Consider the following 24,818-nt stretch of genomic DNA (forward strand, 5'->3'; position numbering starts at 1 on the left):
TCCCGCGCCGCACGATCACGGCGCGGCCGTGGCCGTGGCCGTGGCCGTGGCTTCCGGGCGGAGCGGGAAGTGGCAGGCCACCTGGTGCGGGCCGCCCGCCAGCGGCGGCTCGGTCGTGCAGATGTCCTGGGCCAGCGGGCAGCGGGTGCGGAAGCGGCAGCCCGTGGGCGGGTCGATCGCGCTGGGCAGCTCGCCGCGGATGGCCGTGGCGGGGCTGGGCGCGTGCCCGGGGTCGGGCGAGGGCACCGCGTCGATGAGGGCCTGGGTGTAGGGGTGGCGCGCGGCGCGCACCACCTGGCTCGCCGGCCCGATCTCGACGAGCTTGCCCAGGTACATGACCGCGATCCGGTCGGCCATGTAGTCCACCACCGACAGGTCGTGGCTGATGAAGACGTAGGACAGGCCCAGCTCCGCCTGCAGGTCCCGCATCAGGTTGAGGACCTGCGCCTGGATGGAGACGTCCAGGGCGCTGACCGGCTCGTCGGCCACGATCAGCCGCGGCTCCAGCGCCAGCGAGCGGGCCAGGCCGATCCGCTGGAGCTGCCCGCCGGAGAACTCGTGCGGGTAGCGCTCCAGCGCCCGGGTGGGCAGCCCCACCTGGTCCAGCAGCCGGGTGACCCGGGAACGGCGGGCCGCCGGGTCGCCGACCTGCTGGATCTCCAGCGGCTCGGTGAGGATGCCGTCGATGCGCATGCGCGGGTTCATCGCCGCGTAGCTGTCCTGGAACATGAGCTGCACCTCGCGGTGCATGCGGCGGCGGGCCCGCCGGTCCAGGGCGCCGATGTCGGTGCCGTCCAGCACGATCTGCCCGCCGGTGGGCTCCTCCAGCCCGGCCACCAGGCGTCCCACGGTGGACTTGCCGCACCCGGACTCGCCCACGATCCCCAGCGTCTCGCCGGTCCTGACCTCGAAGGAGACGCCGGACACCGCGCTGACGCGGCTCTTGCCGCCGGCGTCGTACTCCTTGACCAGCTCGCGCACCGACAGGATCGTGTCCGACGCGCGAGAGGGCCGGGCCTCGCCCGCGCCGCGGGGGGCGAAGGCGACGGCCTCGGTCACCGGGTGCAGGCAGGCGTACAGGTGGTCCTCGGCGGCCCGGACGAGCGGGACGTCGGTGGCGCGGCAGGCGTCGGTGGCGTTGCGGCAGCGGGGCGCGAACCGGCAGCCGGTGAGCGGCTGCGACAGGTCCGGCGGCAGGCCCGGGATGGAGTACAGCTTGCCCTCCCGGCCCTGCGCCGCCTCCGGCAGCGCGTGCATGAGCGCCTCGGTGTAGCGGTGGCGCGGCGCCCGGAACAGCTCCTCGGTGGTCGCGGTCTCCACCACCCGGCCGGCGTACATGACGGCAACCCGGTCGGCGCGGCTGGCGATCACCCCGAGGTCGTGGGTGACGAGGATGACCGCCATCTTGAACTCGTCGCGCAGGTCGTCGATGAGCTCCAGGATCTGCCGCTGCGTGGTCACGTCCAGGGCCGTGGTCGGCTCGTCGGCGATCAGCAGGCGCGGCGAGCGGATGAGCGCCATGGCGATGACCGCGCGCTGGCGCATGCCGCCCGAGAGCTGGTGCGGGTAGTCGTCGACGACCTTGTCGGGGCGGGGCATGCCGACCCGGCGCAGGATCTCGACGGCCCGGTCGCGCGCCTCGGCCTTGCTCACGCCCTGGTGGACCCGGAGCGGCTCGGACACCTGGGCCCCGATCCGCATGGTGGGGTTGAGCGAGGTGAGCGGGTCCTGGAAGACCATGCCCATCTCCACGCCGCGCACCCGGCGCAGCTCCTCGGGCGCCATCGCCAGCAGGTCACGCCCGTCGAAGAGGATCTGGCCGTTCACGACCCGCCCGCCGGCCGGCAGCAGGCCCATGACCGACAGCACGGTCATGGTCTTGCCGCTGCCGGACTCCCCCACCACGCCGAGCGTCTCGCCCTGCCGTACCTCGAGGTTGACGTGGTCGAGGGCGTGGACGGCGCCGCGGCGCAGCGCGATGTCGGTGCTGAGGTCGACAAGCCGCAACAGGCTCATGGCTACCTCCTCCTGAGACGGACCTCGAAGACGTCCCGCAGGCCGTCGCCGATGAAGTTGAAGGCCAGGACGATGAGGATGATGGCGATACCGGGCGGGTAGAGCAGCCACCAGTGGCCGCTGAAGGTGTCCGACAGGCCGTCGGACAGCATGCCGCCCCAGTTGGCGGCGGGCGGCGGCACCCCGAGCCCGAGGAAGGACAGGTAGGCCACGTACAGGATCGCGTCGGCGATCTGGAACGTGGCGTTGACGATCACGGTGCCGATCGCGTTGGGGATGATGTGCCGGCGCACGGCACGGCCGCCGGCGCCGCCCATGCCGCGCATGGCCAGCACGTACTCGCGGGTGCGCAGCGTCAGCGCCTCGCCGCGCACCAGGCGGGCCGGGCCGAGCCAGGCGAAGGCGCCGATGATGACGATGAGCATCGGCACGGTCGGGGTGACGATGGCGGCCATGAGCATGAACAGGAACAGCGCCGGGATCGACATCATGGCGTCGACCACGCGCATCATGATCGCGTCCACCCAGCCGCCGGCGAACCCGGCGATGGCGCCCCACACGGTGCCCACCACGGTGGCCAGCAGGCCGGCGGCCAGGCCGACCACGATGGAGGTCTGCCCGCCCAGCATCAGCCGGCCGAGCTGGTCGTAGCCGACGCCGTCGGTGCCCATCGGGTGGCCGGCCGTGCCCGGGGAGAGGTAGACGTTGGCCAGGTCGGTGTGGACCTGGTCGCTGTGGAAGAAGAGCGGGCCGAGGAAGGAGAAGGCGGCCAGCAGCACGAAGATGCCCACGCCGGCCAGCGCCAGCCGGTTGTCGACGAACACCTCCAGGCCTTGCCGCCACAGGCCGCGCACGCGGTTGTGCTGGTCGTTCACGAACGGCTCCCCTTCAGCCGGACGCGCGGGTCGACGGCGGCGTACAGGACGTCGGCCACCAGCGCGCCGAGCACGGTCGCCACCGAGATCAGCAGCGTGACGCCGAGCAGGATCGGGTAGTCGCGCTTGAGCGCCGACTGCCAGAACAGCAGCCCCATGCCCGGGTAGTTGAACAGCCGCTCGACCACCAGCGCGCCGCTGAACAGCGCCGGCAGGTACATGCCGAGCAGCGTGATGACGGGGAACAGGCCGTTGCGCAGGGTGTGGCCGACGATGACCCGTCCCTCGGACAGGCCCTTGCTGCGCGCGGTGCGCACGTAGTTCTCGTTGAGGTTGTCCACCATCGAGGAGCGCACGTAGCGGGAGTAGACCGCGACGGTCAGGACGGCCAGGGTCACCGTGGGCAGCACCAGCCCGGCCGGGTCGGCCAGCACCTCGCCGAGGGTGAAGCCCTGCGGCGCCTCGGGTGGCAGCAGCGGCCACACCTGCGAGAACAGGATGATCATCATGAGACCCAGGAAGAAGATCGGCGTGGCGTAGGCCAGCAGTGACAGGGCGTTGATGGTGTAGTCGGGCCACCTGTTGCGGCGTACGGCCTGCACCACGCCCAGCGGGATCGCGACCACGACGGCCAGCGCGGTGGAGGCCAGCGACAGCACCATGGTCTTGGGCAGGCGCTGGGTGATCGCCTCGGCCACCGACTGGTTGAGCTGGAAGGAGTAGCCCAGGTCGCCGCGGACCAGCCGCTGCAGGTACAGCGCGTACTGCTCCCACAGCGGCCGGTCGTAACCCATGTCGTGGTTGAAGGCGGCGATCTGCTCCAGCGTCGCTTCCTTGCCCAGGATGGCCCGCGCCGCGCCCCCCGGCAGGAAGTGCAGGATGACGAACGTGATCAGTGTCACCAGGATCACGATGACCAGGGCCTGGCCCAGGCGGGTGAGGAGGTAGCGGGCCACCGGGTCAGCTCTTCCAGGACCAGTCTTGGAAGTACATCAGGTTCATCGGGTCCTGCGGGTCCACGCCCTGCAGCCCCGACTTGTACGCCGAGATCTGGTAGACCGGGTTCGGCATCCACAGCACCGGCAGGTCCTTGGCCAGGAAGGCGTTGTAGGCCGTCAGCGCCGAGGCGTCGGCGGAGAACTGGGCCTGCTCGATGAGCTTGTCGGCCTCGGGGTTGGAGTAGCTGCCGAGGTTGACCGGCGCGCCGGTCTGGAACAGCCGCTCGCCGGAGGCGAAGGCCGGGTAGTACCAGCTGCCCTGGGAGCCGAAGAAGCTCATGTCCCAGGAGCACTTGGACTCGCTCGGCTTGCAGGCCGGGGTGACCGCGACGGAGTCGGGCACCTCCTTGATGGTCAGCTGCACGCCGACCTTGGCCATCTGCGACTTGATCTCGGCGAACATCTTCGAGGTGGCGGTGAAGCCGGACTGGCTGGTCACGGTGAAGGCCAGCGGCGCGCCCTGCTTGACGCCCTCGCCGCACTTGGCGGCGTCCTGGCAGGTGGTCTGCCCGTCGGGGACGACCTTCCAGCCGTTGGCCTCCAGCAGCTGCTGGGCCTTGGCCGGGTCGAACGGGTAGACGCAGCCGTCACCCTTGGACGGGACCGGACCGCAGGTGGGCGAGGCCATGTCGCCCCAGATGACCTTGCTGATGGTCGGCTGGTCGATGAGCATCTGCAGCGCCTGGCGCAGGTAGGGCTGCTTGAACAGCACCCCGGTCTCGGGGTTGTTGAAGTTCAGCTGCAGGTACGTGATCGACCACCCGTACCAGGGGGAGACCGTGTAGCCCTTGGACTCCAGGTAGGTCTTCTGCGACAGGTTGGCCGGCGGGATGTAGCCGTAGTCGATCTGGCCGGCGCGCAGCACGTTGAACTCGGAGTCGTCGCCCGTGAAGGGGCGCAGCACGACCTTGTTCAGCTTCGGCTTGTCGGGGCCGGAGTAGGTGTCCGCCTTGGCGAGCACGACCTCGCCGTTGGGCACGTACTTCTCCAGCTTCCACGGGCCGCTGCCGACCTTCCACAGCGGGTTGGTGGCGTAGGACTTGGGGTCCTTGGCGGCCGCGGTCAGCTCGGCGAAGGTCTGCTGGGCGTCGCCCTTGTCCCAGGCGTGCTGGGGAAGCGGGACGATGCGGTTGAGCTGGTTGCCGATGAACCAGGCCGCGTTGTAGGCCTTCTTCGTGGTGAAGGAGAAGGTCTTGTCGTCCTTGACCTTGAACGCGTCGATGTTGTCCGGGAAGCCGCCGGGCCGGTAGGAGGCCCACTTGTCCTTGTTGGTGGTAACGAGATCCCACCAGAACTGGATGTCCTTGGTGGTGATCGGCTTGCCGTCGGACCAGGTGTTGTCCTTGAGCGTGATGGTCAGGGTCCTGCCGCCGTCGCTGACCGCCGGAGCCTCGGCCAGCGAGCGCCGCGGGTCGATGTTGTCCGGGCTCGAACCGTCGAGCTTGTAGCTGTACAGCTTGCGGTACAGGGCCGTGGAGAAGATGTCGTTCTCGCCCTGGGTGAAACCGGGGGCCGAGATCGGCAGGATCCAGTTGGGCGTGCGGAAGGCGACGGTGGCGGTGTCCTTGCCCTGGCTGCCGCCCTGTTGCGAACTGTTGCCGGCGCCGGCGCCGCCGCCGCAGGCGGTCAGGCTGAGCCCGATGGCCGCCACGCCGCAGGCGATGCGGATTCTCGTCCCCATGATTCTCCTCGTCGAGACATGCGCGGGCCCTCGGGGGGCCGTTCAGTCCGGAGAATGTAATGACGTATCTGAACGAAGTCAATGGGAAAAATCCACTTTGTTCGGGACACTTATTTCGCGGTAGGGTCCGGTCGGGAACTTCTTTCGGCGAGCCTCGTGCTCGATGATGGACACCTGCAAGACGCGTCAAGAGGAGAGGCATGTCGGATCCCGGCAGTCTGCGCGAGCAGGCGCTCCGCCTGCTGGCCAGTGGCCAGGCCGCCTCCCGGGCGGATCTGGTGGAGACCCTGCAGGTCGCGCCCTCGACCGTGTCCAGCGTCGTGCGCCGCCTGCTGGAGGAGGGCGTCATCCTGGAGGAGGGCGTGGGCGCCTCCACCGGCGGCCGCCGGCGCAGGATCCTGCGCCCGCGCGAGGCCGGCGGCCTCTACGCGGTGGCCGAGCTCGGCGCCCGCCACGCCCGCGCCGGTCTGTGCTCGCCCTCCGGCGGCCTGACCGTCACCGAGGAGTGGGCCATCGACATAGGAGCAGGCCCCGGCCCGATCTTCGACGAGGTGGGCGCGGCCTTCGACCGGGTCAGGGCCGCGCACGCCCCCGGCCAGCGGCTGCTCGGCGTCGGCATGGCGCTGCCCGGCCCGGTGCAGTTCCCGCAGGGCCGCATCATCGGCCCGGCCCGCATGCCCGGCTGGAGCGGCTACGACGCCGAGCGCGACCTGCGCGAGCGGTTCGGCGTCGACGTCGTCGTCGACAACGACGCCAAGGCCGCCGCCGTCGGCGAGCACGCCGTCCGCCGCGCGGCCGGCGACATGATCTACGTCAAGGCCGGCACCGGCATCGGCGGCAGCCTCGTCTCCGGCGGCCAGGTGTACCGCGGCGGGCGCAGCCTCAGCGGCGACGTCACCCACGTGCGCGTGGCCGACAGCGGCGAGCAGGAGTGCTCCTGCGGCAGCCGCGGCTGCCTGGAGACCGTGGCCAGCGGCGCGGCCCTGGTGCGCGACCTGGCCCGGCGCGGCCTGCCGGTCACCAGCACCGGCGACGTCATCGCCGCCACCCTCGACGCCGACCCGGCCGCGGTCACGCTCGTGCGCCACGCGGGCCGGCTGCTCGGTGTCGCGCTGTCGGGGCTGGTCAACTTCCTCAACCCCGACAGCGTGGTCATCGGCGGTTCGCTGTCCAGCCTGGACGTCTACGTCGCCGCGGCCAAGGGCACGCTGTACGAGCGATGCCTGCCGTCGATCACCCAGTCCCTGTCCATCGAGGCCAGCCTCGCCGGCCCGGACGCCGCGCTGATCGGGCTCGGTCACCTGGTGCGCGCCTCGGCCGGTTAGCTCCCGGCCGTGCGGCCCGCCCCGCCGCGGCCCTCACTCGTCCCGTCCACCGCCGTCCAGGTCCCGCCCTGTCCTGAAGGAGTCCAGTCACCGTGCCCTTGCGCATCGCCATCGGCGGCATCCACATCGAGTCCAGCACCTTCTCCCCGCACCGCAGCGGCACCGACGACTTCGAGGTCACCCGCGGCCAGGCGCTGCTGGACCGCTACGCCTGGCGCGACGAGCCGTGGGCCCGCGAGGTCGAGTGGGTGCCGCTGGTGCACGCCCGCGCCCTGCCCGGCGGCGCCGTCGAGCCCGAGGCGTACGACGCCTGGCGGACCGAGATCGTCGAGGGCCTGTCCGCCGGCCGGTTCGACGGGATGCTGCTGGACTTCCACGGCGCGATGAGCGTGGCGGGACGCCAGGACGCCGAGGGCGACCTCATCACCGCCATCCGCGGGGCGCTCGGCCCCGAGCCGCTGGTGTCGGCGGCCATGGACCTGCACGGCAACGTCTCCCCCACGCTGTTCGAGGGCTGCGACCTGCTCACCTGCTACCGCACCGCCCCGCACGTGGACGTGTGGGAGACCCGCGAGCGCGCCGCCCGCAACCTCGTGGACGCCCTGGAGCGCGGCGGTCGCCCGCACAAGGCGCTGGTGCACGTGCCGATCCTGCTGCCCGGCGAGATGACCAGCACCCGCGTCGAGCCCGCCGGCAGCCTGTACGCCCGCATCCCCGAGATCGAGGCCCGCCCGGGCGTGATCGACGCCGCGATCTGGATCGGCTTCGCCTGGGCCGACGAGCCGCGCTGCACGGGCGCCGTCGTGGCCACCGGCACCGACCGGGAGGCCGCCGAGCGGGCCGCCCGCGAGCTGGCCAGCGCCTTCTGGCAGGCACGCGAGGAGTTCGCGTTCGTCGCCCCCACGGGGTCGATGGACGAGTGCCTGGAGGTGGCGCTCAAGGACGCCGCCCGGCCGTACTTCATCAGCGACTCCGGCGACAATCCCGGCGCCGGGGGCGCCGACGACGTCACCTACGCCGTGGAGCGCATGCTGGCCCGGCCGGAGATCCGCGACGGCTCCGTCCGCGCCGTCTTCGCGTCGCTGTTCGACCCGGAGGCCGTCGCCGAGATCGCCGATCTGCCGGTCGGCTCGCCGGTCGCCGTCCGCGCCGGCGGCCGCGTCGACGCCCGCCCGCCGGGGCCGCTGCTGCTGGAGGGCACGCTGGAGGCCGTCGCCGACGATCCCGACGGCGGGCGCGTGGCCTCGGTGCGGGTCGGCGGGCTCAGCGTCTTCCTCACCTCGCGCCGCATGCAGTACCGGCTGCTGGAGTCCTACCGCCGCCTCGGCGTCGACGTGGCCGGCGTGGACGTGGTCACCGTGAAGATCGGCTACCTGGAGCCTGAGCTGTTCGAGGCCGCCGCCGGCTGGATGCTCGCCCTCACCCCGGGCGGCGTGGACCAGGACCTGGTCCGCCTGCCGTACGCCCACCTCAACAGGCCGATCTTCCCGCTGGACCGCGACTTCACGCCCGAGGGCCTCTAGCGCCCGGGCGCGTCAGACGATGCCGCCGTTGGCGCGTACGACCTGGCCGTTGACCCAGTGACCGGGGCCGGCCAGGAACGCGACGACGTCGGCGATGTCGGCCGGGGTGCCGAGGCGTTCCAGCGGCGGCTGCGCGGCCAGGGCCGAGACCGTCTCCTCGTCCTTGCCCTCGAAGAACAGGTCGGTCGCGGTCGGGCCGGGCGCGACCGTGTTGACGTTGATGTCGCGCCCGCGCAGCTCCCTGGCCAGCACGAGGGTGAGCGCCTCGACGGCGCCCTTGGTCGCGCTGTAGGCGCCGTACCCGGGGAAGGCCAGGCCGACGACCGAGCTGGAGAACAGGATGATCGCGCCCCCGTCCCGCATCCGCCGTACGGCCTGCTGGGCGACCACGAACGTGCCGCGGACGTTCGTGCGGTACAGGGCGTCCAGGACGGCGAGCTCCAGCTCGGCGACCGGGGCGAGGCCCATCTTCCCGGCGGCGTGGACGACGATGTCGGTGCCGCCGAACGACGACTGGGCCGCGTCGAACAGCTTGGCCGCGGCGTGCTCGTCGGCCACGTCGGCCCGGACGGCGACGGCCTGGCCGCCCGCCTCGGTGATCTCCCGTACGGCGGCCTCGGCCTCGGCCCGGTCTCCCGCGTAGCCGACGACGACGGCGACGCCGTCCCGCGCCAGGCGCCGGGCGCTGGCGCGGCCGATGCCGCGGGAGCCGCCGGTCACCACGGCGACCCGTGAGGAATCATCGGTAGGCACATGCGCTCCTGTCGGACGAACGGGCCCTCCCCCGCGGGGACCCCTCCCCGGGTTCGTACCACCGGGAGCGTCAGGTCACCCCCCGCCTCGCCGCTCCTCCGGGAGGCGGGCTCAGCGCTCGGCGGCCAGCCGAACCCCGAGGCCGATGAACAGGCCGCCGGTGGCGACGTCGATCCGGCGGCGTGCGGCGCGGCGGGCGCGCAGCCAGCCGCCGATGCGGCCCGCGAGCACGCCGACCGTCCCGTCCACCAGGAACTCCAGCGCGATGAGGACGACGCCCAGGATCGCGAACTGCAGCCACACGCCGCCCAGGGCCGGGCTCACGAACTGCGGCAGGAACGCGATGGTGAAGGTGACCATCTTGGGGTTGAGCAGGTTCGTCACCAGCCCGCGCAGGAACGCCTGGCGGCCGGTCATCCCCGCGCCGCCGGCCCGCTCGTCGAGCGCGACCTCGCCGCGCTTACGGATCATCTGGACGCCGAGGTAGACGAGGTACGCGGCGCCCACGACGCGGACGACGGCGAACGCCGTGGGGGCGGCCTCGAACAGCGCGGCCAGTCCCGCGGCGGCCACGGCGACGTGGATGGCCTCGCTCGTCGCCACGCCCGCGGTGGCCAGCAGCCCGGCGCGTGCGCCGCCGCGCATCCCGCACCCGAGGACGAACAGCATGTCCGGGCCCGGGGCGATCATGGCCACGAGGGAGGTGAGGGTGAACGCCAGGAGGAGATGCGCGTCGATGGGCATACCAAAAGCCTGACATATCGCCACGGGCCGCTGGGCCTCGCATCCGGGCCGCGCGGAAGGGGTCCCTAGGATCGCCCCCATGGAAGCGATGATCACGTACTTGGAGATGACGTCCCCCGACCAGCTCGTGCCCGGTCGTGAGGTGACCGGTCTCGCCCTGGAGCGGGTGGAGCGCGACCGCCCCGACCTGCCCGCCGTCCAGACCCGGATCGGCGCCCCGTACGGCTGGCGGGCGGCCCGGCTGTCCGCGGAGGAGTGGGAGCGGAAGCTGGCGACCGACCCGTTCGACTACTACCTGATCCGGCACGAGGGCGAGATCGCCGGAATGCTGGCCGTGCACCCGCAGGACGGCGGCGACGTCGAGATCGAGACGTTCGGGCTGGTCCCCGAGTTCGTCGGCAAGGGGCTCGGCGGGCACGCGCTGACGCTGTGCGTGCGGCAGGCGTGGGCGACCACGCCGCGTGACGGCGGGCCGGCCCGGCGCGTCTGGCTGCACACCTCCAGCGACGACAACCCGGCCGCCCTGCCGAACTACCGGGCGCGCGGCTTCCGCCCGTACCGCACGGAGATCGAGGCCGTCCGACCGGACCGCACACCGGCCTGACCGCACCGCACACCGGCCTGACCGCACCGCACACCGGCGTCCTGGAGGCGCCGCGGGCGCGGGCCGGCGCGCCCTGGTCGCCGGGGACCCGCGGCGCGCCTCACCGGCGCGCGCTCGCCGCGTCGAGGCGCCCGCGGATGGCCGTCCGGGCCCGCTCGTAGGCGTTCGGGTCGTCGTGCAGCAAGGAGACGGCATTGGCGGTCTCCATGAACGCTATGAGCTCGAAGGCGAGCTGGCCGGGATCCGTGTCGGCGGCGAGCTCGCCGAGCTGGCGGGCGTCGTCGACGGTGCGCGCCACGAAGCGGGACCAGTCGAGGCCGGCCGCGGCGACGGCGTCGCGCACCCGGCCGGGGCGGGCGTCGAACTCCGCGGTGACGGCGAAGAAGAAGCAGCCGCCCGGGAAGACCCGCCGCTCCGAGTAGCTCAGCCAGCTCTCGCACAGCCGGCGCACCCGTCCCGTGCCCGGCGGCACGGTCAGGGCGGGCTGGATGACCTCCGTGAGGTAGACGTCTCTCGCGACGCGGATCGTGGCGAGCTGGAGCTCCTCCTTGGAGCCGAAGTAGCCGAACAGGCCGCTCTTGCTCACGCCGAGGTCCGCGGCCAGCCGGCCGATCGACAACCCTTCCAGGCCGTCTTTCGAGGCGATGTCCGCCGCCCGGCGCAGGATCACCTCGCGCGCCCGTTCGTCTCTCGGCCTGCCCGGCATCTCCAACCCCTCTGAGTACGAACGTTCGGTTCAGGATAGCCGCTTGACGTGGTTTCAGCGCACTCCTATTCTCAGCACGAACGTTCGTACTTTGAAAGGCGGATGATGATCGACCTGACCACCGCGGACCTCCGGGCCTTGCACCGGAGCGCTCTCGACCTCGCCGGACGAGCGATCGCCCAGGTGACCTCCGCCGACCTCGACGGGCCCACACCGTGCGCGGAGTGGACGCTGGGCGAGCTGCTGCTGCACATGGTGAGCGAGAACCGCGGCTTCGCCGCCGCCGCCGCGCACCCGCCGGCACAGCCACCCGTCTGGGACGACGGCGACCTCGGCGACGACCCGTTCGGCGCCTACCACGACTCCGCGGCCGCCGTCGCGAAGGCGTTCGCCGCCCCCGACATCTATGAACGCCAGGTGGAGGTCCGCGAGTTCGGGGTGTTCTCCGGGCGGACCGCCATCGGCATGCACATGATCGACTGCCTCGTGCACGGGTGGGACGTCGCCGCGAGCATCGGCGCGTCCTACCGGCCCGACCCCGAGCTGGTCGCGGCCGGGCTGGCGGTGGCCGCGCGGATCCCGGACACGCCGAAGAGCCGCGGTCCGGGCGCCGCGTTCGACACCCGGGTTCCGGTGCCCGACGACGCCCCGGACTTCCAGCGGGTGCTCGCCCTGCTGGGCCGTTCCCCGTCGTGGACGGCGCCATGCTGAGGAGCCGCTGGACCCCCGGAGAGGCGGCCGGAACCACCGGCACGGTGCTGGTCAGCGTGACCGACTACCGGGCCGACCGGATGCGCGACCTGCCCGGCGTCTACCGGGACGGGCTCGCCCTGCGCCGGTCCTGGTCCGAGCTGCCCGGCGCGGTCGGCATGTGGCTCTGGACGGAGCCGCTGCGCGGCCGGTGCGGCTCGGTGTCGATCTGGCGGGACGACGTGGCCCTGCGCCGGTTCGTCGCCTGGCCGCAGCACGTCGCCGTCGTGCGGCGCCACCGCGGGCACGGGCGCCTGAGGTCCACCACGTGGACGACCACCTCGACCGACCGCGGGATCTGGGACCGGGCCCTGGCCTACCTGGCCGGAGAGACCGGGACACCGTGACCGGCGGACACGAGGTGCTGCGCGTCCTCGCCGACCGGGTCCGCCGCGGCAGCCGTCCCGGCGAGCGGCAGGACGGCCACCGCGTGGCGCTGGCCGTCGAGGGCGGCGGCATGCGCGGCACGATCTCCGCCGGCATGGCCCTGGCCCTGCACGAGAGCGGAGTGGCGCACGCCTTCGACGCGGTCTACGGAGCGTCGGCGGGCGCGATCACCGGGGCCTGGCTGCTCAGCGGGACTCCCGAGCACCTCACCGGCTGGGCCGAGCCCCGCTACGCCCGGGCGATGATCCGCCCGTCCAACCTCCTGCGCGGCCGGCCCGTGGTCGACGTGCGCAACCTGGTCGAGCACCTGTACTGCGAGGTGGCGCGGATGGACTTCGACGCCGTCCTCGCCAACCCCGTCGAGTACCACCCGCTGGCCACCGACGTCCGCACCGGGCGCTCCACCGATCTGCGCCCGTATCTGACCGGTCCCGCCGAGCTGCGGCTGGCGTTGCGGGCCAGCGCCGCGCTGCCGTTCCTCGCCGGGCCGCCGGTCGAGCTGGCCGGGCGGCGGTACTACGACGCGGGCCTCGCCGAGTCGATCCCGTACCGCACCGCTCTGGCGCAGGGCGCCAGCCACGTCCTGGTCCTGCGGTCGCGTCCCGCGCCTCCGCCCACGACCGGGACGGCGACGGCCGGAACGGGCGCGCCCAGGGCGGGGGCGCCCGGGACGGCCGCCGGGACGGGAGCGGCCGAGGCGGGACCCTGGACCGAGGCGGGGGCCTGGACCGAGGCGGCCGGCCTCGGCGCGCGGCCGTCGTACGGGGCGCGTCTGGTCGCCGCGACCGTGCTGCGGGGGTATCCCGAGGCGCTGCACCGGAGCTACCTCGCGCGCGCCCACCGCCTGCTGCACGACGACGCGGTGCTCACGCGGTACGACCAGTCGGCTCCGCCCGCGTCCCGCCCGCCCGCCGACGGCCGGACACCGGCGGATCCGGCGGATCCGGTCGTGTCGGCGGATCCGGTCGTGTCGGCGGTTCCCGCCGGGCCTGCGGATCCCGCCGTGCCTGCGGTTCCGGCCGTGCTGTCCGTGCGTCCCGGCCCCGGCACCCCGCGCATCGGCCGCCTCACCCGCGACGGCGAACCGCTCAGGGCCGCGCTCGAAGCCGGGCGCGCGGCGGTCGACCTGCTGTTGCGCCCGCTCGGCCTGCTGACCGCCGGCTGAAAGCCATCCCCCGTCACACCCCCCTGGAGGTCACACCATGGTCAAGTCGCTGCTGTACACCGGTCCGGCGCTCGACGACCTGCACGAGCAGTACGCCAAGCAGGGCCGCATCGACGACCGGGCGGCGGTGCGCGCCCGCTGCGACGTCGCGATCGACGCGCCGGTCGAGACGGTCTGGGACGTGCTGGCCACCCCGGCCGCCTGGTCCCGCATCGACCCGGCGATCCACGACGTGCGGCTGAGCGGCGCGCTCGCGCCGGACACGTCCTTCTCCTGGGTCAACGGCAAGGCGTCGATCCGGTCCAGGTTCGCGGTGGTCCGCCCGGATGAGGAGCTCACCTGGACGGGCGTGAGCTTCGGCGCCCGGGCCGTGCACCGGCACGTGCTGCGGCGCCGGGCCGACGGCGGCACGGACCTGGAGGTGAGCGAGTCCATGGCCGGGCCGCTGCTCGGGCTGTTCTTCGGCGAGGCCAAGCTGCGGGCGGCGCTGACGTCCTGGGCGGCCGGCATCAGGCGAGCCGCGGAGGACCTCGGCGGCCCCGGCATCGCCTCCTGACCGCGGGACCGGCTTCCCGGCAGCTCTACAGCCCCCCGTTCTCCGTCCCCCCGTTCTCCGTCCCCCCGTGCCGGTCCGCGCCGGCGGGCCCGCCGGTGGAGCCTTGCGGGAGCGAGCCCTGCAGGAGCGCCGTCCCCAGGCGGGTGAGGGTGTGCAGGACCGCGTTGCCGTCGCGGCGGGTGTCGACCAGCCCGGCCTCGCGCAGCGCGGTGGCGTGGCGGCTGGCCGCGGTGGCCGAGATCCCGAGCATGCGGGCGAGCTGCGTGGTCGTGGCGCTGCGGCCGAGCGCGTGCAGCACGGCCGACCGGTTCGCGCCCATCAGCGCGTCGAGGCCGGCACGGCGGTTCACCGCCGGCCGCCACCGGTGCCGTTGCTCGATCGGGTAGATCAGTACGGGTGGCAGCTCGGGGTCGGCCAGTGTCAGCGGCGCCCGCTGGCAGAAGTACGACGGCACCAGCCGCAGGCCGCGCCCGCCGAGCACCAGGTCCTGGTCGACGACGTACTCCGTTTCCAGGACCGGCGGTGACCAGCGCATGAGCGGCGCGAACCCGGCGAACAGCCCTTCGACGCCGCCGCGGAGGAGGGCGCGGGTACGGCAGGCACGGTCGGCGTCGACGGCGGCGCCGACCAGCTCCCGGAACGGGGCGATGGCCGTCTCGTGGTAGTCGCGCAGCGCGGCTCCCAGGTGCTCGAGCGCGAGCGCGTTCCCCTCGGCGATGGGCCGTACCCAGCGCGGCAGTGTCCGGTGCCGGGCCAGCAGGCGCAGCTCGGCGGCCAGCCGCCGCTTGGGGGTGCGCAGCAACGCCGCCAGGCCGCTGTCCAGTCCGCGGAGCCCTTCGTACGGGGTGAGGAAGTCGGGGAAGTACGGCCCGGCCGGGACCAGCACGTCGAGCACGTGTGCTCCGCGCCGCATCCCGGCCGTTCTCGCCGGTTCGCGCACCTCCTCGAACCAGGGCCGGAAGGTCAGCGAGCGCACCCGGTCCCGGAAGCGGAAACGCGTGAAGATCATTTCCCACAGGGGGTCGGGCTCGTCGGCGAGCGTGACGCGCGTCAGGTCTTCGGCATCGAAATGGATTCTCAAGGTGCCCATTCCGCCCCCGGATCTTCGACGCCCCTGCAATCCGACACGACACCACGGCCGGAATCTACGGTCAAGGCGAATTGCGGCATTTGTCGTTTTTGCGGTAGGGCGCAAAGGCCCTTTCGGCCATCTCCCCCAGCGGTGACCATGGGGGCGTTCTCGTCCCGCTTCTGATCACGCGATGTCCGCCCACGAGAAAGGCCCCGACCATGCAGCACGGCACGATCATGACCAGACTCGCGGCGGCGGCTGTCCTCGCCGGCGCGCTGCTCGTGGCCCCAGCCGCTTCCGCCGCGTCCCCCTCGACCGTGCTCGGGTGCGGCGCGTACGAGGGAGCGGTGAAGAAGGACGTCATCTACTGGTACGCCCGGGTCTACAACGCGTGCGGTTCGGCGAGGAAGATGCGCGCGGTGGTGGACCTCTGGCCGGACGGCCCCTGCGAATGGGTGGGCGCCTATTCGCGGGCGGACCTCTACGCCGGAGTCCAGATCCCGAGCGGCACCGCCGACTGCTGACCGGAGGAATTCCGCTTCGGGGGCGGGCGTCCGGCAGGCAGGCGGCCCGCGCCCGCCTGCCGGACGTTCCTTTTCTCCCGCCCCTTCTTTCCCGCCCTTTTCTCTCGTCGCGACCTCGCGGTGCGATCGGGACGTGAGCGGCGGCTACGTCACGGGAGCGAGCCGCAGCCGGCGGCCGGCGGCGGCGAACGCCGACGCGATCCGGTCGAGCTGGGCCTCGGTGTGGGCGGCGGTGACGCTGACCCGGATGAGGGCCTGGCCGGGCGGGACGCCGGGCGCGACCATGGCGGTGGTGAACACCCCCTCGTCGAACAGTTCCCGCCACAGCCGGAAGCACAGCAGGTCGTCGCCCACCGGCACCGCCATGACCGGCCGGTCGGAGGGGGCGACCGCGTACCCCAGCGCCGCCAGTTCCCCGCTCAGCCGTTCGGCCGACGCCCGCAGGCGACGGCGGCGCTCCGGCTCGGCGGCGACGATTCCCAGGGCGGCCAGCGCGGCCGCGGCGCACCCGGGGGACAGCGCGGCCGTGAACACCATGGACCGCGCGTAGTGCCGCAGGTAGGTGATGATCTCCTCGGGTCCGGCCACCGCGCCCCCGAGGGTGCCCAGCGCCTTGGAGAAGGTCATGGTCTGCACGTCGACCGCGTCCTCCAGCCCGTGCTGCTCGGCCGCGCCACGCCCGGACGGGCCGAGCAGGCCGACGTCGTGGGCGCTGTCCATGACGACCCGGGCGCCGTGGACGCGGGCGAGCCGCGCGATGCCCGGCAGGTCGCACACGCTGCCGGAGGTGGAGAACATGCCCTCGGTGACGATCAGCCGCCCGGCGCCGGGATCGCCGGCGTCGAGCAGCCGTTCCAGATGCCCCATGTCGTTGTGCCGGTAGCGCCGTAATCGCGCTCCGCCCAGGCGCACGGCGTCGATCAGGCAGGCGTGGATCAGCCGGTCGCCGATCACCGTATCGGCGGGCCCGACGAGCGCCCCGAGGGCGAGGTTGGCCAGGTAGCCGGCGCTGGTCACCATGACCGCCGCTCGCCCGAGGAAGACCGCCAGCCGGGCTTCGAGCTCCTCGTGCAGGGCGAGCGAGCCGTTGCTGAGGCGCGAGCCGCCGCCACCGGTGCCCAGCCGGCGCGTCGCGGCTACCGCCGCCTCCTTCACGCGCTCGTCGCCCGACAGGCCCAGGTAGTCGTTGGAGCCCGCCTGGACGAGCACCCGCCCGTCGATCATCACCTCGGCCCCGGCCGAACGCTCCTCGATCGCCTGGTAGTAGGGATAGACGCCGAGGTCCTTGACGAACTGGTACGTCGCGGGCAGCCGGCATTTCGCGAACACATCGGCCATGGATTTCCGCCCTCCGCGGTGGAGCCCGTGTACGACCTTTCGCGATGAAGTCTGCTCGATCAGCCCGGGGGGTGCCGGGCATGCGCGCCTCCACCCGGTGGAGGCGCGCCCGCCGGGCGGAGCGCGGGGACGGCAGAATCGGGGCGTGCGGATCGGGTTGCTGGGGCCGTTGGAGGTCAGGTCGGACGACGGGGCCCTCGTCGAGGTGGGCGGGGCGCGCCTGCGGGCCGCGCTGGCCGTCCTGGCGCTCGACGCCGGGCGGGTGGTGCCCGTGACCCGGCTGGTGGACGGGGTGTGGGGCGAGCGTCCGCCCGCGCAGGCGCTCAACGCGGCGCAGGCGCTGGTGTCGCGGCTGCGCCGGGCGCTGCCGCCGGTCCCCGTCCCGATCGAGTCGCATCCTGCCGGGTACCGCCTGAACGCCGGGCCGGACGACGTGGACGTCCTGCGGTTCGAGCGGCTGGCCGCGGCGGGGCGTTCGGCGATGGCCGCGGACCCGGTGCGCGGGGCGCGGCTCCTGCGGGAGGCCCTGGCCCTGTGGCGGGGGCCGGCACTGGCGGACGTGGCGGGGACGGACTTCTTCGCCGCGCCGGTCGCCCGGCTGTCGGAGCTGCGGCTGTCGGTGCTGGAGGACCGGCTGGAGGCGGACCTGCGCGCGCTGCCGTCCGGAGCCGCGTGGTCGGCAGCCGCTTGGTCCGGAGCGGCGGGATCCGGAGCAGCGGGATCCGGAGCGGCCTGGTCTAGAACGGCGGGGTCAGGAGCGGCGGGAGCAGGAGCGGCGGGAGCAGGAGCGGCGGGAGCAGGAGCGGCGGGAGCAGGAGCGGCGGGAGCAGGAGCGGCTTCGTCCGGCGCGGACTGGCGGGAGGCGGGGGCCGGGGCGGGGCTCGGGGCCGCGCTGGTCGTCGAGCTGACGGCGCTGGTGGCCGAGCATCCGCTGCGTGAACGGCCCGCGGGGACGCTGATGCGCGCCCTGTGCGCGACCGGGCGGCGGGCGGAGGCGCTCGCGGTCTACGAGCGGGTACGGCTGGCTCTCGCCGAGGCCCTGGGCGCCGACCCGTCACCTGAGCTGTCCGCCCTGCACACCGCGATCCTGCGCGGCGACGACCCCGGCCACATGCGCGGCGACGCCCCTGGCCACGCGCGCGGCGTCGACCTCGGCCGCGTCACCGTTCCCCGGGATGAGCGTGCTTCCGCGCGCCGAGGAGAGGCCGATGGCGGCGCAGGAGGAGAGGCAGACCACGGCACCGGAGGAGAAGCGGACGGCGGCGCAAGAGGAGGAGCGGACGGCGGCACCGGACGAGGAACAGACGGCGGCACAAGAGGAGAGGCCGATGGCGGCGCAGGAGGAGAGGCCGACGACGGCACCGGACGAGGAGCGGACGGCGGCGGTCCGGTTCCGGGCGCCGCGGCCCGGACGAATCTGCGCGCGCCGCTGACCGGCCTCGTCGGGCGGGAGAACGACCTGCGGCGGGTCGGCGAGCTGCTCGGCGAACATCGGCTGACCACGCTGATCGGGCCGGGCGGTTCCGGCAAGACGCGGCTGGCCGGAGAGGCGGCGCGCGCGTTCCTCGGCCGGAGCCCCGGCGGCGTGTGGCTGGTGGAGCTGGCGCCGCTCCGTGAGGAGAGCGAGGTCGCGCGGGCGGTGCTGGCGGCTCTGCGCATCAGGGAACAGGCGTGGGGCGGCCCCGCCCCCGAGGACGATCCGGCCGACCGGCTCGCGGCGGCCCTGCGCGGCCGCGACATGCTGCTGGTCCTCGACAACTGCGAGCACCTGGCCGACGCCGTCGCCGCGCTCGCCGACCGGCTGCTCGGCGAGTGTCCGGACCTGCGCGTCCTGGCCACGAGCCGCGAACCCCTGGGCCTCACCGGCGAGGCCCTGTGGCCGGTGGAGCCCCTCCCCCTGCCCCCGGAGGGCGCGGGGGCCGCCGAGGCGATGGCGTACCCGGCGGTGCGGCTGCTGAGCGAGCGGGCGCGGGCGGCGAATCCCGGGTTCGAGGTGAACGAGAGCACGGCCGCGGCCGTGGTGCGCATCTGCCGGGCCCTGGACGGCATGCCGCTGGCCATCGAGCTGGCGGCGGCACGGCTGCGCGCCATGACCCCGCAACGGCTGGCCGAGCGGCTGGGCGACCGGTTCGCGCTGCTGACCGGCGGCAGCCGGGTGGCGCTGCCCCGGCACCGTACCCTGCGCGCGGTCGTCGACTGGAGCTGGGAGCTGCTGTCGGAGGAGGAGCGGACGCTGCTGCGGCGGATGGCCGTCTTCTCCGGCGGCGCGATGCCGGAGGCGGCGGAGCACGTCTGCGCGGACGTCCCCGCGCGGCCCGCCGGCCCTGCGGCCCCGGGCGCGGGTGAGCGCGTGCTCGGGCTGCTGTTCGGGCTGGCCGACAAGTCGCTGCTGGTCGTCTCCGACGACGAGGGGCCCCGGTTCGGGATGCTGGAGACGATCCGGGAGTACACCCTGGAGCGGCTGCGCGAGGCGGGTGAGCTGGAGCGGGTGCGCCGGGCGCACGCGGACTGGTTCGCCGCGCTCGCCGAGACCGCCGACCCGGAGCTGCGCCGCGCCGGCCAGGCGGTGTGGCTGCGCCGGCTGGCCCACGAGCGCGCGAACGTGGACTCCGCCGTACGCGACGCCCTCGCGGCGGGCGACTCCGGGGTGGCGGTGCGGCTGGTGGCGGCGATGGGCTGGTGCTGGTTCCTCGAATGGGCGCTGGGCGGCCACAAGGCGGAGGGCGCACGGCTGGCGGCCGACGTGCTGGCCATGCCGGGTGTGCCAGATGTGCCAGACGTGTCCGGCGTGTCAGATGTGTCTCATGTGTCAGGCGCGTCCGACACGTCAGACATGTCTCACGTGTCAGGCGCGTCCGGCGCGCCTGGCGTGTCCGGCGTGTCCGGCGTGTCTCGCGTGCCAGGCGCTGCCAGCGTGTCGGGCGTGTCGGGCGTGTCGGGGAGTACGGCGGAAGACGACCAGGTGCGGGCGGCGGCGTGCGCGGTTGCCGCGCTGTTCGAGCTCAACGGGCACGGCGACGAGCGGCGGGCCGGGGAGTGGATCCGCACGGCGGAGCGGATCGCCGCGCGGACGTGGTGCCCCCACCCGCTGGCCCGGCTCATCGGCCCGCTGAGCCGCATGCCGGGCACCTCTCCCGACTCGGGCGGCGAGCGTGGTCCGGACACATCAGGCGCGGGGCGCGGACCAGACGAGCCCGCCCTCGGCGACCCGACCATGCACGCGACCGGACCAGGAGACGCCGCCGCGTCCGAGGACGACGTGCTCGCTCCGCTGCTCGCCGACGAGGACCCCTGGGTGCGGGCGATGGCGCGCATGAACCGGGCTCTCACCTGGATCGAGGCCGGTCGCCGGCACGACTGGGCGGAGGCCGTCCTGGAGGAGGCCCTGGCCGGGTTCCGGGCCCTGGGCGAGCGATGGGGCGTCTCCTCCGCGCTAACCGCGCTCGGCGGGCTGGCCGCCTGGCGGGGCGACCTGGCGGCGGCGGCCGGCCGCCACGAGGAGGCGATCGCCGTCGTCACCGAGGTGGTGCCGGCCGAGGACGCATGGCAACTGCGGCTCAGACTGGCCCAGTACCGCTGGCTGGGCGGTGACCGGGACGGCTGCGCGGCGGCCATGGACGAGGCCGAGCGGGACACCGAGCGGATCGGGCTGCCCGCGGGCCGGGTGGCGGTCGCCTACGCCCGGGCGGAGCTGGCCCGGTGGGCCGGTGATCCCGGCGCGGCCCGGGCCCACCTCGCCCGGGCCGAGGAGCTGGCCCGGGGCATGCCGCTGAACTGGGGGTTCCGGGCGATGGTGCTCGACACGCTGGGATACCTCGACGCGCTGGCCGGGGATCTGGAGGCGGCGAGGGCCCATCGCGCCGCCGCGCTGCCCTGGGCGTCGCGTTCCATGAGCGCCCCGGCGGTCGGGCTGCTGCTCGTGGGCATCGCGGACCTCGCACTGCGGCGCGGCCGGCCGCGTGAGGCGGCGCGACTGCTGGCGGCGAGCAGCGCCGTGCGGGGCACGCCGGACCTCTCGCAGCCCGACGCGGCGCGCGTGGAGGCGGCCGTCCGGGGACTGCTCGGCGACGAGGAGTACGCCGAGGCCGCGCGGCTCGGCCGGGACGCGACGCTCGCGACGGTGAACGAGATCGTCGCGCCCACTCTGAGCCCATGACCACGCGCCGCCCTCCCCGTCGGGCGGCACGTGGGCACCGGCCGCCAGATGACCGGCGGCACCACGCGAGCGCCTGGCCAATTCGACGGGCGGCCCGGGCGGACGGGGCGGGCGTGGCGGTCCAAGCGGGCCAGGCGATCCCGGCGGGCCCGGAGGTCCCAGCGGGCGCGACGGTCCAGGCAGGCCGGGCGATCCCGGCGGGCCGGGCGGGCCGGGGTCGGTTACATGCCGGGTGGTACCGGGGTGAGGTGGTAGTCCTCCGGCGGCTCCATTCCCAGCAGGTGCCGTACCAGGAAGTCCCACTTGCGGCGGTTGACGTAGTGCTCGTACCCGGCGAACACGTGCTCCGCCCCCGGCACGATCAGCATGTCGAAGTCCTTGCCCGCGGCGATGAGCCGTTCGGCCAGCCGCAGCGTCAGGTGCGGCGAGACCTGGGTGTCGCGGCCGCCGTGGACGAGCAGCAACCGCCCCTCCAGCCGGTCGGCGCGGTCCACGTTGGACGTGGCGGCGTACGTCTCCTCGTCGTACGGCCCGTTGTACGCCTCCGCCGTGCCCGGGTCCCCGTACCGGAGGTCGTGCATGCCCGCCTCGGCCACCCCCACCGTGAAGACGTCCGGGTGGTCGAGCATCGCCCGGACGGTGGCCTGGCCGCCCGCGGAGATGCCGAAGATCCCCACCCGCCCGAGGTCCATCCACGGCCGGGTGGAGCCGAGCTGTTCGAGCGCGGCGACGTGGTCGGCCAGCCCGGCCTCGCCGAGCCGCCGGTACGACGCGTCGTGGAACTCCTTGTCCCGCCCCGGCGTCCCCCGCCCGTCCAGGGCCACCACGACGAACCCGAGCGCCGCCACCGCCTCGGCGTCGTAACCGTGCCAGCCGGGGTCGAACGACGGGCTCACCCGCGTCACGGCCGGGAAGGGGTACACGTGGTCGAGCACCGGGTAGCGGCGGCCGGGGTCGAACCCGTGCGGCCGGTGGAGGACCCCGTACACGTCGGTCCGCCCGTCGGCCGCCTTGACGCGGAACCGCTCGGGCGCGCTCCAGCCGGTCGCGACGAGCCCCGAGACGTCGGCGCGACCCAGCTCCATGATCACCTGTCCGTCCGGCCCGAGGAGGCTGGTCACGGGCGGGGTGCCGGTGGTGGAGGCGGTGTCGACGACATACCCGCCGCAGGGCGGCACGACGGCCGCGTGGTCGAGGTCGTCCCGGGTGATCCGCTCCACCCCGCCGCCGTCGAGCCCGGCCCGGCACACCTGGCGGCGGTACGGGTCGCCGGGGACGAGCCCGGAGGCGGTGAAGGTGACGACCCGGCGCTCCTCGTCCACGTGCAGGATCTCCTGGACGGCCCACTCCCCCGACGTCACCTGGCGGCGCGGCTCGCCGGCGCCGGCGTCGTACAGGGAGTCGTACAGGTACAGGTGGCCCCAGCCGTCGCGCTGCGAGTACCACAGCACCTCCCGCCCCGACAGGACGCGCACCAGGGGCGGCCGGTCGAGCCGCTGCGACGGCTCCACCCGGGTCTCCCCCGCCTCCTCCACCAGGGTCGTCACCTCGCCCGTGGCCGGGTCGAGCCGGCGCAGCCGCAGGGTGCGCGCGTCACGCGAACGGCTCAGGTAGTGGACGGCCGAGCCGTCCTCCGCCCACCACGCCCACCCCAGCAGGACGGGCGAGAACGTCGGCATCGCCTCCGGCTCCGCCCGCGCGGTCACGACGGCGCCCGTGGCCACGTCCAGCACCACCAGCTCGGCCGCCGGGAGCCGCTCGTCCCCCGGGTACGGCTGGCGCAGCGTCACCAGCCGCGGCTCGCCGCCGTCGGCCGGCAGGGCGTCGACCAGGTGCGTCAGCCGCACCCCCTCCTGGAGGGTGCGGTGCGTGAGCACGCGGGAGGAGTCGGGCGACCAGGCGGCGGCCGGGGGCGCGTGCGGCAGTCCCAGGCGTTGGAGGAGGGGCGAGTACATGAAGAAGTCGGGGCTCGCCCCGCAGTCGTGGTCGGCGTCGCCGCCGGTGGTCAGCGGCCGTTCGGCGCCGTCCTCCAGGGCGCGCAGCCACAGGTCGTGGCCGCGGCGGAACACCGCGAGCCGCCCGTCGGGCGAGCGCACCTCCAGCGGGCCGGCGGGCGGCGGGCCGGGGACGCGCTCGCACGCCGAGCCGTCGGCCGCGCACCGCCAGTGGGCCCCGAACGCGGCGAACTCGACCGCCTCCACCGTCCCGCCCGCCGTGCCGGTGATCAGGTGGACGGCGGCGAACGGCAGGGCGCGGGCGTCCACCGGCTGCCCGGCCGTCTCCGCGAGCGCCGCCGCGACCTTCTCGTGGTCGAACGCGGGCTCCCGCGTCCCGGCGGCCGGATCCACGAGGACGAAGCTCACACCGCCGGGGGTGTCCGCCGCGTACCAGAAGCGGGCGCCGCCCTCGATCCAGTGCGGCGTGACCTCGCCCCCTCGGACGAGGCGGCGGCGGTTGTGGCGGAGCAACTGCTCGGCGGTCCGGTACGCGGAGGCGTCGAGGCGGGGCGTGGTCATCGGCGGAGTTCCTCTCCAGCGGAGTCGAAGGGCGGTCCGGGGGCTTCCGGGGACGCCTGGTCGCCCTGAGACTGGCGGAGAGCGGCGACAGCGGCTTGAGCGATCGCTGACAGATCGCTGACACGCCCGCGATCGCCGCCGCACGCGGATCCCGCGGAGCCCGTACCGGCCTGACGCCGGTGGCGTGCGATCCTGGCGGCAGGGAGACCCAGCGCACCGGGAGCCGGACATGACCCAGGACTCGGACGACTCGAAGGGGACGCACGCCCCGGACGGGACCACGATCGCCGTGACCGGCGCCACCGGGTACATCGGCGGCGGTGTCGCGCGCCGCCTGGCCGCGGCCGGCGTGCCGCAGCGGCTGCTGGTCCGCGACCCCGGCCGGGCGCCCCGCCTGCCGGGCGCGTCCGTGGCGCGGGCGCCGTTCGGGGACCGCGCCGCGGTGCGCGAGGCGCTGCGGGGCGCCGGTCCGGTCCTCATGGTGTCGGCGTCCGAGACGCCCGACCGGGTCGAGCAGCACCGCGCGTTCGTGGACGCCGCCGCCGAGGCCGGCGTGCCGCACCTGGTGTACGTGTCGTTCTACGGGGCCGCGCCGGACGCCACGTTCACCCTGGCCCGCGACCACTGGGCGACCGAGGAGCACATCCGCGCCTCCGGCCTGGCGTTCACGTTCCTGCGCGACAACCTGTACGCCGACTTCCTGCCCGCCATGGCGGGCGACGACGGCGTCATCCGGGGGCCCGCCGGGCGAGGACGCGTGGCCGTGGTCGCCCGGGACGACGTCGCGGACGCCGCGGTCGCCGTGCTGGCCGACCCGGACGAGCACGCCGGGCGCACGTACGACCTGACCGGCCCGGAGGCGCTCACGCTGGACGAGGTCGCCGCCGTGCTGTCCGAGGCGACCGGCCGGCCGGTCGCCTACCACGACGAGACCGTGGAGGAGGCGTACCGCTCGCGCGCCTCCTACGGCGCGCCCGACTGGCAGGTGGACGCCTGGGTGTCCACCTACACGGCGATCCGCGCCGGGGAGCTGGCGGGGGTCAGCGGCGACGTGCCGCGCCTGACCGGTCACCCCGCCACCGCGCTCGCGGACCTCGTCCGCCGCTCCCCCGCCCAGCCGTGACCCACC

The 24,818-nt window shown here is 74.2% G+C and carries 20 protein-coding genes; 10 read left to right on the forward strand and 10 right to left on the reverse strand.

The window, feature by feature from the left end:
• Positions 1–15: 15 nt before the first annotated feature.
• The 4 genes from HTZ77_RS11005 to HTZ77_RS11020 are packed head-to-tail and all read right to left on the reverse strand — an operon-like array spanning position 16 to position 5,570.
• Positions 16–2,016, reverse strand: a complete 2,001-nt coding sequence (locus tag HTZ77_RS11005; RefSeq protein WP_175589406.1) for a dipeptide ABC transporter ATP-binding protein — start codon at positions 2,014–2,016, stop codon at positions 16–18.
• 2 nt (positions 2,017–2,018) lie between these two features.
• Positions 2,019–2,891, reverse strand: coding sequence for an ABC transporter permease (locus tag HTZ77_RS11010; RefSeq protein ID WP_175589407.1), 873 nt, complete (start codon positions 2,889–2,891; stop codon positions 2,019–2,021).
• Positions 2,888–3,847 carry an ABC transporter permease gene (locus HTZ77_RS11015; protein WP_175589408.1) on the reverse strand — a complete coding sequence of 320 codons (960 nt, stop codon included), beginning with the start codon at positions 3,845–3,847 and terminating at the stop codon, positions 2,888–2,890. Before HTZ77_RS11015 ends, HTZ77_RS11010 begins: the two co-directional genes overlap by 4 nt.
• Before the next feature lie 4 nt (positions 3,848–3,851).
• Positions 3,852–5,570, reverse strand: coding sequence for a peptide ABC transporter substrate-binding protein (locus HTZ77_RS11020; protein ID WP_175589409.1), 1,719 nt, complete (start codon positions 5,568–5,570; stop codon positions 3,852–3,854).
• Between the two features lie 200 nt (positions 5,571–5,770).
• Here HTZ77_RS11020 and HTZ77_RS11025 point away from each other — a divergent pair, with 200 nt between their 5' ends.
• Positions 5,771–6,895: an ROK family transcriptional regulator gene (locus HTZ77_RS11025; protein WP_175589410.1), complete on the forward strand. Its 1,125-nt coding sequence runs from the start codon at positions 5,771–5,773 to the stop codon at positions 6,893–6,895.
• A gap of 92 nt (positions 6,896–6,987) precedes the next feature.
• On the forward strand, positions 6,988–8,418 hold the full coding sequence (locus tag HTZ77_RS11030) for a M81 family metallopeptidase (RefSeq protein WP_328808525.1): 1,431 nt from the start codon (positions 6,988–6,990) through the stop codon (positions 8,416–8,418).
• 12 nt (positions 8,419–8,430) lie between these two features.
• On the opposite strand, the gene HTZ77_RS11035 is transcribed toward HTZ77_RS11030, so the two are convergent.
• Together HTZ77_RS11035 and HTZ77_RS11040 are read right to left on the reverse strand one after the other, a co-directional pair.
• A complete protein-coding gene (locus tag HTZ77_RS11035) occupies positions 8,431–9,171 on the reverse strand; it encodes an SDR family oxidoreductase (RefSeq protein WP_175589411.1) in 741 nt (246 codons plus the stop codon).
• Between the two features lie 111 nt (positions 9,172–9,282).
• On the reverse strand, positions 9,283–9,915 hold the full coding sequence (locus HTZ77_RS11040; protein WP_175589412.1) for a LysE family translocator: 633 nt from the start codon (positions 9,913–9,915) through the stop codon (positions 9,283–9,285).
• 79 nt (positions 9,916–9,994) lie between these two features.
• On the opposite strand from HTZ77_RS11040, the gene HTZ77_RS11045 reads away from it, so the two are divergent.
• Positions 9,995–10,519 carry a GNAT family N-acetyltransferase gene (locus HTZ77_RS11045; protein ID WP_175589413.1) on the forward strand — a complete coding sequence of 175 codons (525 nt, stop codon included), beginning with the start codon at positions 9,995–9,997 and terminating at the stop codon, positions 10,517–10,519.
• Between the two features lie 100 nt (positions 10,520–10,619).
• Here HTZ77_RS11045 and HTZ77_RS11050 read toward each other — a convergent pair whose 3' ends face one another.
• The gene (locus HTZ77_RS11050; RefSeq protein ID WP_175589414.1) at positions 10,620–11,225 is read right to left on the reverse strand and encodes a TetR/AcrR family transcriptional regulator; all 606 of its coding nucleotides are present in this window, start codon (positions 11,223–11,225) and stop codon (positions 10,620–10,622) included.
• Positions 11,226–11,327: 102 nt separating this feature from the next.
• Between HTZ77_RS11050 and HTZ77_RS11055 the strand changes: the two genes are divergently transcribed.
• The 4 genes from HTZ77_RS11055 to HTZ77_RS11070 are packed head-to-tail and all read left to right on the forward strand — an operon-like array spanning position 11,328 to position 14,083.
• Complete coding sequence (locus HTZ77_RS11055; RefSeq protein ID WP_205302487.1) at positions 11,328–11,936, forward strand: TIGR03086 family metal-binding protein; 609 nt, start codon at positions 11,328–11,330, stop codon at positions 11,934–11,936.
• On the forward strand, positions 11,930–12,322 hold the full coding sequence (locus tag HTZ77_RS11060) for a hypothetical protein (RefSeq protein WP_175589415.1): 393 nt from the start codon (positions 11,930–11,932) through the stop codon (positions 12,320–12,322). The genes HTZ77_RS11055 and HTZ77_RS11060 overlap by 7 nt, the downstream gene beginning before the upstream one ends.
• Positions 12,319–13,527 (forward strand): patatin-like phospholipase family protein, encoded by a 1,209-nt coding sequence (locus HTZ77_RS11065; RefSeq protein ID WP_175589416.1) that lies wholly within the window; start codon positions 12,319–12,321, stop codon positions 13,525–13,527. Before HTZ77_RS11060 ends, HTZ77_RS11065 begins: the two co-directional genes overlap by 4 nt.
• A 37-nt stretch (positions 13,528–13,564) precedes the next feature.
• Positions 13,565–14,083 (forward strand): SRPBCC family protein, encoded by a 519-nt coding sequence (locus tag HTZ77_RS11070; protein ID WP_175589417.1) that lies wholly within the window; start codon positions 13,565–13,567, stop codon positions 14,081–14,083.
• Between the two features lie 25 nt (positions 14,084–14,108).
• On the opposite strand, the gene HTZ77_RS11075 is transcribed toward HTZ77_RS11070, so the two are convergent.
• A complete protein-coding gene (locus HTZ77_RS11075; protein WP_205302488.1) occupies positions 14,109–15,164 on the reverse strand; it encodes an ArsR/SmtB family transcription factor in 1,056 nt (351 codons plus the stop codon).
• 227 nt (positions 15,165–15,391) lie between these two features.
• Here HTZ77_RS11075 and HTZ77_RS11080 point away from each other — a divergent pair, with 227 nt between their 5' ends.
• Positions 15,392–15,679, forward strand: a complete 288-nt coding sequence (locus tag HTZ77_RS11080; protein WP_175589419.1) for a hypothetical protein — start codon at positions 15,392–15,394, stop codon at positions 15,677–15,679.
• Positions 15,680–15,823: 144 nt separating this feature from the next.
• On the opposite strand, the gene HTZ77_RS11085 is transcribed toward HTZ77_RS11080, so the two are convergent.
• A complete protein-coding gene (locus HTZ77_RS11085) occupies positions 15,824–17,017 on the reverse strand; it encodes an aminotransferase class I/II-fold pyridoxal phosphate-dependent enzyme (protein WP_175589420.1) in 1,194 nt (397 codons plus the stop codon).
• A gap of 145 nt (positions 17,018–17,162) precedes the next feature.
• Between HTZ77_RS11085 and HTZ77_RS48160 the strand changes: the two genes are divergently transcribed.
• Positions 17,163–21,173 (forward strand): AfsR/SARP family transcriptional regulator, encoded by a 4,011-nt coding sequence (locus tag HTZ77_RS48160; RefSeq protein WP_328808526.1) that lies wholly within the window; start codon positions 17,163–17,165, stop codon positions 21,171–21,173.
• Between the two features lie 221 nt (positions 21,174–21,394).
• Here HTZ77_RS48160 and HTZ77_RS11095 read toward each other — a convergent pair whose 3' ends face one another.
• Positions 21,395–23,689, reverse strand: a complete 2,295-nt coding sequence (locus tag HTZ77_RS11095) for a S9 family peptidase (RefSeq protein ID WP_175589421.1) — start codon at positions 23,687–23,689, stop codon at positions 21,395–21,397.
• A gap of 229 nt (positions 23,690–23,918) precedes the next feature.
• Here HTZ77_RS11095 and HTZ77_RS11100 point away from each other — a divergent pair, with 229 nt between their 5' ends.
• On the forward strand, positions 23,919–24,812 hold the full coding sequence (locus HTZ77_RS11100; protein ID WP_175589422.1) for an SDR family oxidoreductase: 894 nt from the start codon (positions 23,919–23,921) through the stop codon (positions 24,810–24,812).
• Positions 24,813–24,818 lie beyond the last annotated feature (6 nt).

Source organism: Nonomuraea montanisoli (assembly GCF_013363975.1).
Classification (GTDB): Bacteria; Actinomycetota; Actinomycetes; order Streptosporangiales; family Streptosporangiaceae; genus Nonomuraea; species Nonomuraea montanisoli.